10 protein-coding genes are annotated in these 14,162 nt (G+C 39.1%); 9 read left to right on the plus strand and 1 reads right to left on the minus strand.

All coding sequences use genetic code 11. The features are described from left to right. Nucleotides 1-165: 165 nt before the first annotated feature. On the minus strand, nucleotides 166-1,725 hold the full coding sequence (locus Q0C76_RS08345; RefSeq protein ID WP_295731889.1) for a mucin-binding protein: 1,560 nt from the start codon (nucleotides 1,723-1,725) through the stop codon (nucleotides 166-168). A gap of 268 nt (nucleotides 1,726-1,993) precedes the next feature. Here Q0C76_RS08345 and Q0C76_RS08350 point away from each other — a divergent pair, with 268 nt between their 5' ends. The 9 genes from Q0C76_RS08350 (at nucleotide 1,994) to Q0C76_RS08390 (ending at nucleotide 14,159) form a co-directional block, all read left to right on the plus strand. Next, on the plus strand, nucleotides 1,994-2,731 hold the full coding sequence (locus Q0C76_RS08350) for a fructose permease (protein WP_295731891.1): 738 nt from the start codon (nucleotides 1,994-1,996) through the stop codon (nucleotides 2,729-2,731). Nucleotides 2,732-2,753: 22 nt separating this feature from the next. Further along, nucleotides 2,754-3,161: a VOC family protein gene (locus Q0C76_RS08355; protein ID WP_295731893.1), complete on the plus strand. Its 408-nt coding sequence runs from the start codon at nucleotides 2,754-2,756 to the stop codon at nucleotides 3,159-3,161. Between the two features lie 150 nt (nucleotides 3,162-3,311). Continuing rightward, nucleotides 3,312-3,920, plus strand: coding sequence for a hypothetical protein (locus tag Q0C76_RS08360; protein ID WP_295731895.1), 609 nt, complete (start codon nucleotides 3,312-3,314; stop codon nucleotides 3,918-3,920). 282 nt (nucleotides 3,921-4,202) lie between these two features. Then, nucleotides 4,203-6,182, plus strand: a complete 1,980-nt coding sequence (gene tkt / locus Q0C76_RS08365) for a transketolase (protein ID WP_295731896.1) — start codon at nucleotides 4,203-4,205, stop codon at nucleotides 6,180-6,182. 385 nt (nucleotides 6,183-6,567) lie between these two features. Then, nucleotides 6,568-8,418: a tyrosine decarboxylase gene (gene tdc / locus Q0C76_RS08370; RefSeq protein ID WP_295731898.1), complete on the plus strand. Its 1,851-nt coding sequence runs from the start codon at nucleotides 6,568-6,570 to the stop codon at nucleotides 8,416-8,418. Nucleotides 8,419-8,503: 85 nt separating this feature from the next. Next, nucleotides 8,504-9,910 (plus strand): tyrosine-tyramine antiporter, encoded by a 1,407-nt coding sequence (gene tyrP / locus Q0C76_RS08375; RefSeq protein WP_295731901.1) that lies wholly within the window; start codon nucleotides 8,504-8,506, stop codon nucleotides 9,908-9,910. A 33-nt stretch (nucleotides 9,911-9,943) separates the two neighbouring features. Further along, nucleotides 9,944-11,332, plus strand: a complete 1,389-nt coding sequence (nhaC, locus tag Q0C76_RS08380) for a Na+/H+ antiporter NhaC (protein ID WP_295731903.1) — start codon at nucleotides 9,944-9,946, stop codon at nucleotides 11,330-11,332. An 18-nt stretch (nucleotides 11,333-11,350) separates the two neighbouring features. Then, on the plus strand, nucleotides 11,351-12,616 hold the full coding sequence (gene tyrS / locus Q0C76_RS08385) for a tyrosine--tRNA ligase (RefSeq protein ID WP_295731905.1): 1,266 nt from the start codon (nucleotides 11,351-11,353) through the stop codon (nucleotides 12,614-12,616). 253 nt (nucleotides 12,617-12,869) lie between these two features. After that, entirely contained in the window at nucleotides 12,870-14,159 is a 1,290-nt protein-coding gene (locus tag Q0C76_RS08390; protein WP_295731908.1) for an APC family permease, read from the plus strand. Nucleotides 14,160-14,162 lie beyond the last annotated feature (3 nt).

Raw genomic sequence — 14,162 nt, forward strand, 5'->3', positions numbered from 1 at the left:
GGAGCTCAACGAAATCCGAAGATTTCATTGAACTCCATTCTTTATAAGAGACTTATGTCACAGCCCCTTTTTTAGTTAATTGTAAAAAATACTAAGACAAAAGGAAGCACCCTTGAATAACTAGATTTGTAGCTACTTATTCAAGGGTGCTTTTACTGATTGTGATTAATGCTGTTTACGTAGTTTGGTTAAACCAAGCAAGCTTAAAAGAGTAGCACCGCTTAAGCTAAGAACTGCCCAGTTGCTATCATTACCAGTTTGTGGTAAGTTTTGCTGACCTTTATTAGTTTGGTTTTGTGCAGCAGAATGATAATTTCCTTTTAAACCAGAAACTGGATGATGGTTTGTTCCAGGAATAGTCATTTGCTGGTGACCTGGTTTATCATGATCATCTTGATGATCCGTTTGTGGTTGATCAATCTTTTGGTATGAGATTGTGAAAGTTTGATTTGCAGTACTTTGATCCACCACTTGTTCAGGAATAACTTTGATGTTCGGCTGATAATCTTTGACTTCAGGAGCCGTAAATGACGGCCATTGGGCAGTGCTCCAATCACTCCAAATGATGCCGGTTTGGGCATCATTTAATTTAAAACTGCGAGTGATGGTGGCTGTTTGTAAGTGTTGTACCGTTTGTCCGTTAGGATATTTAACAATAATCGTTCGCGTAATCGTGCGTGACTGGTTCAGTACCTGTGCAGTCGCTAGAGTAGTGATGTTGTTATTGTCCAACGTAAAATTATTGACATCGTGATTGAAGGATGCGGTTAATGCTTGTTTGATATTTGCTAAACCATTGGTACTCAGGCCAACTTGATATGAATTATTATCTGCAGTCGGAATGAGAATGAGATCTCCGTTCTGAAATGTATAATGGAAATTATTGCTAACTTCTTCAAAAGGTTCGCTATCCGGATTGGCACCTGCAAAACTGATTTGATACTGATTCGGATCCAATAATTCAGTTGCAGAATTTTGATTCCCAGATAAGGTTTGCTGACCAGTAATGATGGCCTTGATGTCATAGGGGTTAATTGTATAAGTTCCATGGCCAAACCTTAACGGATCGTAGGGACCGATTGAGATGTTTGGCATGACGTCCCAGGTTGGGTAAAAGACATATTTACCACCGTTAGTGGAAACCCAGAAATTATGCCCTGCAACAATATTGTTATAACCGGTTTGACTTAACCAAACCTTATATGTTCCGACATTGACTGGCGCTGGAATTGGTTGGGCTTGGTCATTACCAAAGTAGATATCTGAGGATGATTGTGGAATATAAATAACATCATAAGTTAACGTTGAGCTTAAAGGAATGTGCATTGAAACCCTAAAGTTAACTTTGTCCATATCTACGTTGGGATCAAGGGCAGGTTGCGTTGCATATGATGGTTGAGCCTTCGTTTGAGAGGAAAAAGAGTTGGTGCTCGACCTAGAAAAAATCGGTTGCACGGTTACGGGGGACTGTTGATGGGTAGCCGATTGCTGAGCCTGAACTTCGGTTGAATGATCATTAAGAACGAGCTCATTATTCGGTAAAGCAGATGAATTTTGGGTAGTCGGAGCAGCTATCGAAGCTGTGGCTGGTTGAGCAGGATTAGCCGTTGATGTCGAATCCGCATTTGCAGATTGAACGCTACAGTAACCAAGCAGAAAGGCAGTGGTAGCACAAGCCATGAGTAGCCTTGTTGTGTGCTTAGCATGATTAGTTTGTGGACGCATAGTATAAAACTCCCTTCAACAATAAGTCACAGTATAACTAATTTAATCTTAACATGAACCATGAATAATGTTAAGCAAAGTGATTTGATAATACATATATTTAATATTAATTGCATTATCTTGGCGATTGATGAACGATAGTCAAAGGATAATTTAAGATGACCAAAGCTGTTTATTTTCTCTTTGCAAAACGTTTGACAATCGGTTGCATAAAGAGTAGATTAATGCTTTGAAAGCACATTCATAAGAGAAAGAGAGGAATTTATTTATGGATGAAATTCCTGTTCAAGGAAAAGTTCAGGCACGGACAATTTCTTTGACAGCTAGTTGGTCGTTCTTTGCATTCTCCATTATCATCAATTCAATGGGTAATGTTCTCACCTTGGTGACGAGCTCACATGTTCAGCCGCAGTTTCTAGGTTCGGCGTATTGGACAGCCGCAGAAAATAACTTAGGGATGGCGGTGTTGGGAAACAACTCAATGACGTTGTTTTGGGCGTTTATGGTTTTAGGCATGTTAACGTCAGTTTTAAACGCGGTGTTGATGCATAAATGGGATTGGAAACGGATTGGCGGTAACTTTATTTTTATGTTGCCATTTTCGATCTTTATTCAATGGTTTTCGGATATCTTTAACCGCATTATGCCGGATGCGAAAACGCTACCGATGGTCATTTTATACATTTTTATTAACTTTTTAGGGGTCGCTTTGATTGGGACAGCCATCTCAATTTATCAACGGGTTAATTTGGTCTTGCATCCAGCTGATGATTTATATCAAATTATTCGTTTCCGTTATTGTCACGGGAATGCTTCAGTTTCAATGTGGATGTCGTATATTCCACCGACGATCATGGCCATCATCGCTGCATTTATGCAGGGCGGATTCTATAATTTTGGTTTAGGGACGCTGTTTGCGTTAGCGTGTCAAGGGGCGATTACTGGATGGGCCGATCGGCATATCTTTCCTAAACTGAAACATCAAGCATTGGACATTGGTAATTAGTTACAAACAGGAGGAAAATATTATGGCTTTTAACAAGAGTTTAGCGGGTTACTTTGACGATTTACAACACATTGGCATGCCAACCGATGATTTGGCAAAAACAGTCACTTTCTGGGAAAAACTCGGTTTTAAGAAGCTCGGCGAATTTGATACTGATGATCAAGGGAATGAGGTTGTCTTTATGCACTACAATCACTTGACTCTGGAAATTTGGACTGGTGATGGTGCGGTTCGTAAGACTGGAGCAATTAATCATATTTCTTTAAATACTTCGGACGCTGATGCAGCATTTAAGGCTGCTCAAGCTGAAGGATTTAAGGTTAAGGATACGGCAGTTCAACATCTCGATTTTTGGGATAAAGGAATCAAGTTCTTTAATATTGAAGGGCCAAATGCAGAAACGATTGAGTTTTGTGAAATCGTTAAATAGCAGTTTTAAAAATTACCCATCTGGAGAGCAAACTAGCGGATGCTAGGTTGCTCTTTTTTTAGACAGAAAGCGGATAAATTGACTTGTAAACTAGATCATTTGTAGAATAGAAGTATGGAAAGTAAATTTGGTTTGAAGGAGGTCGTCCAGATGAATAAAAAATTAATTGCGCTCACGATGGCAGTTACGATTACAACGGTTAGTGAACCATTAGTAGCGAATGCGTCACCATTGATCCAGATTACTGCGCAAGCTGCACAAAAAAGTCGGGCATTGGTGGTTAGTGCGAAAAAAATTACGGTTGGCGATCAATTAAAACCTGGCTATTATCGAATTACAGTTCCTAAGGGCGAAGCTACAATTAAGAGTAACAACGTTAATGTGACAATTGGTGCCAAGAAATCTAGTAACCACGTTACCTCGTATACAATGGAACTTAAAAAGGGTGACCAACTAACGATAAACAAATATGTAAAGATGAAATTCCAACCAATCAAACATATTAACCGAGCAGGCCAAACTGATTTAACTGCCGGTGTTTGGGAAGTCGGTACCGATCTAGAACCTGGTAATTATCGAATTGCTAAAACTTCAAATACCAATCCTGGAATGGTCCAGGTTGAGGATGAGGCAAATGGTGAAATTCAGGATATACCTGGTAACCAAGGCGGTAGTGCAGTGAACCAAGAAATCCAATTAAAGAAGGGCCAACGGATAAGAACGAATTTCAATCATTTACGTTTGGTAAAAGCAGATTGATCAGTTATTAGAAAATCAGCAACGGTTAACGAGAGTTAACCGCTTTTTTTATTAAAAAATGTCAGACAAAATAAAAAAACTTGCTTTTCTCGGAAAATTGGTATAGTATCTAATTCGTTGATTATGATATACCAATTTAAAAATTTGCTATCTTCTTATTGAAATAGCGGTAATCAACAAAAATACCAATTTTAAATATTTTGATAAAAATAAACTATACCTTTAATTAATCAATCCACACAATCAATAACACGATTTAATCGTGATGAGGTGAATTAGTTTATGAATAATCAAGATATGAAAGCTGTTAACGCACTTCGCGTGTTAAGCTCTGACATGATCCATCGGGCCAAAAGCGGTCATCCAGGAATTGCGCTGGATGCTGCACCGATGATGTATACACTCTATGAAAAGATGATGAATATTAACCCAGAAGATCCTCGTTGGCTGAATCGAGATCGATTCGTTTTGTCTTCAGGACATGCTTCATCATTACTCTACAGCGTGCTTTACTTTAATCACTTTGGACTGACCATCCAGGATTTGAAAGACTTTCGTCAATTAGGATCCAAGACACCTGGTCATCCAGAGTATGGGGTGACCGCTGGAGTTGACGCCACTACTGGTCCATTGTCGCAAGGGATCGGGATGGCCGTAGGAATGGCCATGGCAGAAAAACACTTGGCGGCGCTTTATAATAAACCCGGCTATCAGGTCATTGATCACTATACCTATACCTTATTAGGCGATGGTGATTTGATGGAAGGTTTAAGTGAAGAAGCAATTAACATTGCTGGTCAGCACCAGCTCAATAAATTAATCGTACTCTATGATTCAAATGACGTTTCTTTAGATGGACCGTTGAGTTACAGTACACATGAAAATGTCCGGCAACGCTTTGAAGCTGCTAATTGGGATTATCAAATTGTGAAGGATGGTAATCATGATTTACAAGCCATTCAAGATGCTTTGCAAAACGCACAGCGTTCTGACAAACCATCGTTGATTGAAGTGAAAACGACGATTGGTATTGGAACGAAGGAAGCAGGAACCAACAAAATTCATGGAGCCGCTTTAACGGATGATCAAATCGTACAATTGCGTCAATATTACGATTGGCAATTGCCACCATTTGTCTTTCCAAATGATGTTTACGAAACTTTTGATCGAGCGGTTGACAGTAAGCGTTCCCGCTACACTCAGTGGCAAAAGATGATGGATGAGTACCAAAAAGCTTATCCAAATGAATTTCGTGAACTATTCAGTATTCACTTGGATACGGAAGGATTAAAGACTAAGTATCATTCTGGTGATCAGGTTGCTACACGGAATGTCTGTGCAGAAATGCTAGAAGAATTATCCCAACTGAATCCTCAACTTTGGACTGGGGCAGCTGACTTGTCGTCTTCTACGAAGACTAATTTGAAGAATACTGACCGGTTTTCTGCAGATCACCCAGCTGGACGGAATGTTTATTTTGGGGTTCGTGAATTTGGCATGGCAGCAGCAATTAATGGGATGAACTTACATGGTGGCAATAAAGCAATCTGTAGTACGTTCTTTACCTTTACTGACTATATGCGTTCTGCAATCCGTTCAGCAGCACTGATGCATTTGCCAAGTGTCTTTGTTGGCTCGCATGATTCGGTTGCTGTTGGTGAAGATGGACCAACTCATGAACCAATTGAACAACTGGCAAGTTACCGGGCAATGCCAAACCTCAACGTGATTCGGCCAACAGATGCCAATGAAATGGTAGCTAGCTGGCAAGTCATTGCCAATACGGTAGATCGACCAACACTTTTGGTCACTAGTCGGCAAAAACTTCCGGTAATGGATGAAACGGTTGGCGCATTAGTTGATCGTGGCGGTTATATCCTTCGTGATGCGAAAGCGGGGATGCCGGATTTGATTTTGATGGCTTCTGGTTCGGAAGTGCATTTAGCCATGGAAGTCCAAAAGCGATTAGCAAAGCTGGGCTATCAAGCACGAGTGGTTTCGATGCCATGTATGGACTTGTTTAAAGAACAACCGGTTGGGTATCGTGATAGTGTCTTGCCACCGGAAGTCACGAATCGGGTCGCCATTGAAATGGGAGCTAGCCAAAGCTGGTACGAATTTGTCGGTCTTGATGGCCAAGTCTTTGGTATTGATAGATTTGGTGCTAGTGGTAAGGGCGAATCAGTAATCGATCATTTCGGCTTTACTGCTGATCAAATTATGCAAAAGTTAAATCTGGCAAAAGAAAAAGTGAATAACTAGAACAGTATGTAATTTTAAAATCCGTTTCCTGATAAAAAGGAAACGGATTTTTTCATAAGCAAAGAAGGGGAAGCAACCCATTATGGGCTGCTTCCCCTTCTTTTCGTTAATATAAGGCCAAATTATTTGACATAATGTCGTCATTTTAAATAATTGCGAAAACGTTTTCTCGCTATGGAAAACATTAATAGCTAAATAACATTGATATATTTCATAACTAGTAAAACAAGTCATGTTACTATTGATATCATAAATAAAATAATTTAATCATATTTTAATTAAGCTGTAGCCTTGCGGTAACGGTATTGACAAAAAAAAAAACGTTATAGCATAAAAGACAGTTGATCAACTAAAAATATAAAAAGTCAAATTGGAGGCTATTTTTATGACTGAAAAAGAGCACACTGGTTTGAATCTAGACGCACTTTTCATTGGTGACAAATCAGAAAATGCTGATATTTTCAAGTCCACTATGAATAAGCTTGTCAATGCTCACATGGGCTGGCGTTTAAACTATATGCCACAAGACAAGCCATTAATTTCAGAAAGTGATAAGAACAGTGCATCATTCCAAAAGACAAATGAGCGGATGCAAAGTGTTCTTGATGAATTATCAGTTCGTCTTCGTTCTAACTCAGTTCCTTGGCATTCACCACGTTACTTTGGTCATATGAATTCAGAAACGTTAATGCCATCCATTCTCGCATATACTTATGCAATGCTTTGGAATGGTAACAACGTTGCTTATGAATCATCACCAGGTACTTCTCAAATGGAAGAAGAAGTTGGACAAGATTTTGCCAAGTTGAATGGTTTTAAAGATGGTTGGGGACATATCTCAGCCGATGGATCATTAGCTAACATGGAAGGGCTTTGGTATGCACGTAATATGAAGAGTCTTCCATTAGCAATGAAGGAAATTAAGCCAGAATTAGTTTCCGGCAAGAGTGATTGGGAACTAATGAATATGTCTGCTGAAGAAGTTCTTGATTTACTTAACAGTACTGATGCCAAGACTGCTTCAGATATCAAGGCACACTCAGCTCGTGCTGGTCACAACATGGATAAGCTTGGTAAATGGATTGTTCCTCAAACTAAGCACTACAGCTGGATGAAGGCCGCCGATGTTACAGGGGTTGGTCTTGATAACGTTGTATCTTGCCCAGTTGATGAACATTATCGTCTGGATGTTGATGCTCTTGAAAAGATCATTCGTGATCTAGCTAAAGACCACACTCCAATTCTTGGGGTTGTTGCCGTTGTCGGATCAACTGAAGAAGGTCAAATTGACCCAGTTGACAAGGTTGTTGCATTACGTGACAAGCTTGAAAAGGAAGGTATTTACTTCTACCTTCACGTTGATGCTGCTTACGGTTCATATGCACGTTCACTCTTCTTAGATGAAGACAACAACTTCATTCCATATGAAGATTTGAAAGATGTTCACCAAAAGTACGGCGTCTTCCAAGAAAATAAGGAATATGTTTCTAAGGAAGTTTACAACGCCTTTAAGGCCTTCCCAGAAGCACAATCCGTTACTGTTGACCCTCACAAGATGGGTTATGTTCCATATGCTGCTGGTGGGATTGCTATTCGTCACAAGGCAATGCGTGACATTATTGGCTACTTCCCAGTTTACGTCTTTGACAAGCGTTCTGGTGCCCCGGCAACTTTGACACCATACATTCTAGAAGGATCAAAGGCTGGTGCAACCGCTGCTGCTGTTTGGGTAGCACACCGCATTATGCCATTGAATGTTTCTGGTTATGGTAAGTTAATTGGTCGCTCAATCGAAGCTGCTAACCGTTACTACGAATTCTTAAAGAATTTGCACTTCAACATTAACGGTAAGGAAATTGAAGTTAACCCATTGACTCAACCAGACTTCAACATGGTTGACTGGACATTCAATATCAAAGGCAACACAGACCTTGCTAAGATGAATGATTTGAACTTGAAGTTCTACCACAAGGCATCATTTGTTGGTGGACCAGTCTACAACAATGACTTCATTACTTCACACACCGACTTTGCTACTGATGGATATGGTAACAGCCCAGTTCATTACGTTAAGAGCCTTGGCATCTCTGAAGATGAATGGAACAAAGTTAAAACCGTTGGTATCTTACGTGCCTGTGTCTTAACACCATTCCTTTACGATCGTGATAACTTTGCAAGTTATGCTGACAAGATCAAGAAGGCAATGGAAGAAAAATTGACCGCTATTTTAGGTTAATTATTTCGAATAATTAAATATGACTAAAGCTCAGAGAGCATGACTCGCTGGGCTTTGTCCTGTTTATTTGTGAAAGGAAAAAACAATGAGTGAAAATACAAAAATCAGCTTAGGTACTTTCGTTGGTATCGGGATGGCGATGATTGCAACCGTTCGTAGTGTGCCAACGTTAGCTGCCGCAAGTTGGCAAATGTTCTTCTACATGGCATTTGCCGTTATCTTCTTTGCATTACCGGTCTCTTTAATGTCTGGTGAATTTTCTGCGATGTTGCAGGATGCTGGTGGTCCACAACTTTGGGTTCGGACCGGACTGAATTCTAAATGGGGATTTACCACTGCATGGTTACTTTGGGTACAAATTTTCCCAGGCATGGTTATGGTTGCCTCGACTTTAGGACCGCTGTTAGGTAACACCGTTGGTAATATCGCATTGGGTCAAGATCACTGGTTTACTTTAGGATGTATCATTGTGATTTATTGGATTATTACGATCTTGAACCTGAAATTCGACATGGCTAAATTTGCCGGAAACTTCGGTGTTTACTTTGGTGTCTACATTCCATTTGCAGTTATGATCATTATGGGGATCGCAGCTACCATTAAGACTGGTATTGATGTCCACAGTGTTCTTGGTTCCTTCTCAGGGGGCAAGTTATTACCAGATGTAACTACTTTTAAGTATGTTGCTGCTATTTCCTTCATCTTTACAGGAATTGAAACCCTTGGTGTTTATGTTCCACGGATGAAAGACGCAACACATGACTTTGTTCGTGGGGTTATTTTTGCCTTAGTAGCAATGGTTGTTCTGAACGTCTTAAACGCCTTTTGTGTTGCTAACGCGGTACCAAAAGGTACAACCGAATTAACGAACATTACCCAACCTGTATTGCTTTTCTGCAAGATTTTAGGTTGGCCAACATGGATTGCCAATGTCTTTAGTTTATTAGCAGCGATTGGGGTCTTCCTTCAATTATCTGGTTGGGTTACCGGACCATCACAAACGATGATTCAAGTTGCTCGTGAAGGACTAGTACCATCCAAATGGGGCTTCTTTAAGCACAGTAACATTGGTGTCGCACGGAACGTTATTTTAACTCAATCAACATGCATTACGATTTTCGCATTAATGTACGCAATGCCTGATATTAACAATGTCTTCCTATTATTAACTAATACCACGACGTTGTTATACTGTGTAATTTACTTCTTAATTGCAATTGCGTTTATTCGTTTGCGTTACACGAAGCCAGATTTAGCTCGTCCTTACCGAGTTGGTAAAAACGGGAATGGTGTTGCATGGCTTTGGACCGTCTTCTTCATTTTTGGTATTTTTGCAATTGCAATTGTTACCTTAGCAACTGCCGGTGCAATGAATGCAACTATTATGGCAGTGGTTACCATTGTATTAACTGTCATTCCTCTGATTATTAATTCACATAAGAATGAACAATGGCTGAAAGATGCCCAAGCTTATGAAGCAAGCAATAAATAATCTTTTGTGTATTAAATTTTAGGAGTGACCCTTATGACCAAAAAGGAACGAGAAAAACCGCATGTTGGCATTTTGGAAAGTTTATTAGTTGTTATTTGTATTTTAGTGATTTTGGGATATTTGATTATTTTTAAGTCCCAATCGCCACAAGTTCCATTACTTGTATCAGTAATTGTTTTGATGCTTTATGGCTTTATTAGGGGCTTCGGCTGGGATGCTGTCATGGCTGGACTTGAAGAAGGAATTAAGCCCGGAGTAATCCCACTAGTTATTTTTCTGATGATTGGGGTACTAATTGCTACTTGGATTTATTCGAGCACAATTCCAACAATTATGTACTTTGGTTTTAAGATTATTTCAGTAAAATTCTTCTTGCCGACAGTCTTTATAGTTTGTTCTCTTGTAGGTTTAACGTGTGGTAGTTCGTTTACCACCGTTTCTACAATGGGAATTGCCTTTATGGGAATTGGGGTAGCTTTAAAAATCAATCCAGGTTTAATTGCTGGAGCAATTGTATCAGGGGCTTTTTTTGGTGCCAATACTTCTCCTCTTTCGGGAACAACTAATTTAGCTGCTGGAGTTGGGGAAATTGATCTATATCAACACATTAAGTCATTGTTGTGGACCGATGTCCCAGCCTGGGTAATTTCACTAATTCTATTTTCTGTTATGGGGATGGGACATAGTGATGCTAGTCTAAGAACAATTACTGTGATGACTGGTGAATTGCAACATGGGTTTTGGATTTCATGGTGGACGGTGCTGCCAGTGCTGTTATTACTGGTGATGGCATGGTTGAAAGTTCCAGCAGTTCCTTCTTTAGCATTTGGGTCATTCTTTGCAGTCATCATTGGATGGCTACATAATCCAATCAAATTAAATACTTTAGCCAATTATATTATGAATGGGTATATTGCTCATACCGGAAGTAAATCAATGGATCAACTGTTATCCAAAGGTGGTATTAGCAGTATGCTTAGCTCTCTTGCATTAATCATTTTCGCTTTGGCATTAGGTGGCTTATTAATTAAGTTTAATATTATTGGTGCCTTAATCGACGGCATGGAAAAGGTAGTTAATAGTGTTGGTCGACTAGTGTTAGCCACCGCTATTACCTGTTTTGGTGTCAATTTCTTAGTTGGCGAACAATATCTTTCAGTGATTTTACCAGGTGAAAGCTTTAAGAAGTCATTTGAAAAAATGCGGTTACCAGCTACTTATCTAACCCGTGTATTGAATGATGCGGGAGCTGCTGTTAATTCGATTATTCCATGGAGCGTTAGCGGAGTGTTTATTTCAGGGACGTTGCAGATTAGTCCGTTTAAGTACATCCCGTATGCGTTTTTCCCAATTATTGTGCCGATTTTGACAATTATAGTTGGTTTTATTTTAGGTCACAGAAAAAGTGTTAAAAGTAGATAAATCAGTGGGGTGATTTATATGGATATTTTAGAAGATTTGAAATGGCGTGGTGCCATTAATCAATGTACAGATTTAGATGGCTTACGTGAATTATTAAAAGAAAAGAAGATTTCACTATATTGCGGAACCGATCCAACAGGAGATTCCCTCCATATTGGCCACTTAATCCCATTTATCATGTTGAAACGATTCCAATTAGCTGGTCATCATCCATATATCCTCATTGGTGGTGGAACAGGTTTTATCGGTGATCCTTCTGGTCGAAAGACAGAACGGCAATTACAAACGGCCGATCAAGTTCAACACAATAAAGAAGCTCTAACGAAACAAATGATTAAATTATTTGGGACGGAAAACTTCAAGATTGTAGATAACTATGACTGGTTAAGCAAAATCAGCTTACTTGACTTTCTTCGTGACTACGGTAAGTCATTTAATGTTAATACAATGTTGTCCAAGGAAGCCGTAGCTAGTCGTTTGAAGAATGGAATTTCGTTTACTGAATTTAGTTACCAAATTTTACAATCAGTCGACTTTTTGTACCTCAACAATACAGAAGACATTCAACTCCAAATTGGCGGTGCTGATCAATGGGGTAATTTGACCAACGGTGTGGACTTAATTCACAGTAAGAAACCAAATGAAAAAGCATTTGGGTTAACTATTCCTCTAATGCTGAAAGCCGATGGTACTAAGTTTGGTAAAACTGCTGGTGGGGCCGTCTGGCTTGATGCCAATAAAACTTCACCGTTTGAATTCTACCAATTCTGGCTGAATCAAGATGATCGTGACGTAGTTAAGTACTTGAAGTACTTTACTTTCTTAAGTCATGAAGAAATTGATGAATTAGCTGAAAAGGTTAAGACTGAACCGCAAAAGCGTGAAGCACAACGCCGTTTAGCTGAAGAAGTCACGAAGTTTGTTCATGGTGAAGAAGCAATGAAGCAAGCTGAAAAGATGTCCGAAATTTTATTTAAGGGCAATATTCAGGACCTCTCTGTTGGCGAATTAAAGCAAGCCTTTGAAAAAGTTCCATCGGTAGAAATTAATGCTGATCCAACGAATGTTATTGACTGGTTAGTTCAAACTGAAATCGAACCATCAAAGCGTCAAGCGCGAGAGGATGTAAATAACGGCGCCATTACTATCAATGGACAAAAAGTTGATGATGAAGACTTCGTGATTGATCCTAGCGCTAACTTTGAGGGTCAATATGTCGTTGCTAGAAAAGGGAAGCGCAATTACTTCCTGGCTAAGGTTGTCAAGCAAATATTCTTTTCATAGCGGGCGGGATCAGATATGTAAATATATTGATAATTCGTGACTGTTTCAAGTATTGGAACGATCCATCTCCTACATGGAAACAGAGATCTAACTACCTTTTTCGGAAATTTTGTAAGAGCGCAATGAACAAACTTTCCATATTTAATCGTTAAAGCGAATTTTAGGGTGAATTGAATATTTATCGTTTGAGCTCAGTGTGAAGAAATTAACTTCGTACTGAGCTCTTTGTTTCAATAATAACAGAAGGTGCAAAATGAATAAAAAATTATCTTTTTGGTCAATTTACTTTCTTGGAATGAACTCGATCATTGGTTCAGGAACTTTCCTGCTTCCCCAAACTATCTATAAGGATATGGGAGTTTTAGGGATCTTAGTATTGGTAGTTTCCGCCTTATCGATGGGGCTAATTGTCACTTGTTATGCTAAACTAGCCAGTCAGTATAATGAGTCAGGTGGATCTTGGATTTATTCATACCATGCCTTTGGTAAGTTTACTGGTTTTCAAGTGGGGATGTTTACGTATGTTTTAGGCTGTTGTGGTACGGCTTGCGAAATCGTAGCCTTTCTGACTACTTTAACGAGTTATAACAAGACATTTGCTAATCCGAAAATGAAACTTGCTGTAATCATTTCGATTATTTTAATATTCTTTGTTATTAACTACTTTGGAAATAGTTTTGTGAAAGTATTCGATAATATTTCTTCAGCCACGAAAGTCTTTGTCATTATTTTCTTTATTGTCATTGGTATTTTCTTTATGAATAAAGCCAATTTCCACCCAATTATTGCTAAGAACATCAGTAGTGGAATTGATAGTTTCTCGAATCACTTTAGCGAAGCTTTTTCAGTTACATTTTATATGTTTGGTGGTTTTTCGTTATTACCAATTGCGGCACGGAAAATGAAAAATGCTAAACGAAACCTGCCCAAGGTTTTAACGGTGATCATGTTAAGCTTAATTGCTCTCTATTCTTTGGTTATGTTGGTATGTATAGGAATTTTAGGTCATCGTTTAGCGTTTAGTCATGTTCCAGTTGCAGATGCATTACTTATTACGATTGGTAAGTGGGGATATCTACTAATTATAGTATGTATGCTCATTGGAATGGTTGGTGCAGCATTTGCTCAGTCATACGATGCAACGGTATTGCCAGCGTCCTTAGCTAATGAACACCATATGTTACCTCAGTGGGTTGGTAAAAAGAATCGTTTTAGTTCTCCGGTAGTCTCACAAGTTATTACATATGTCATTATCTTCTTGCTAACCTCGCAATCATACCTATTTCTGGTTTCCTTAGTTGTTCTGGCATCCTTTATTCAATATGTTCCATCTATTTTAGCCGTATTTAAGCTAAGTCATGCTAATAAAACCAATGGAAAGGCTAAAATCTTTACCGGTTATGTTGTTCCAACGCTGGCATTGTTAGTCTCGATGTACTTAATTATTAGTTTCTCACACCAAGCGTTGTTAATTGGGGCCGTAGTGATTGTAGTTAATACGCTTTTATATAACGGGTTAAAGAATCACTTATCGATGGAATAATTA

It is taken from the genome of uncultured Limosilactobacillus sp. (assembly GCF_934202705.1).
Taxonomy (GTDB): Bacteria; Bacillota; Bacilli; order Lactobacillales; family Lactobacillaceae; genus Limosilactobacillus.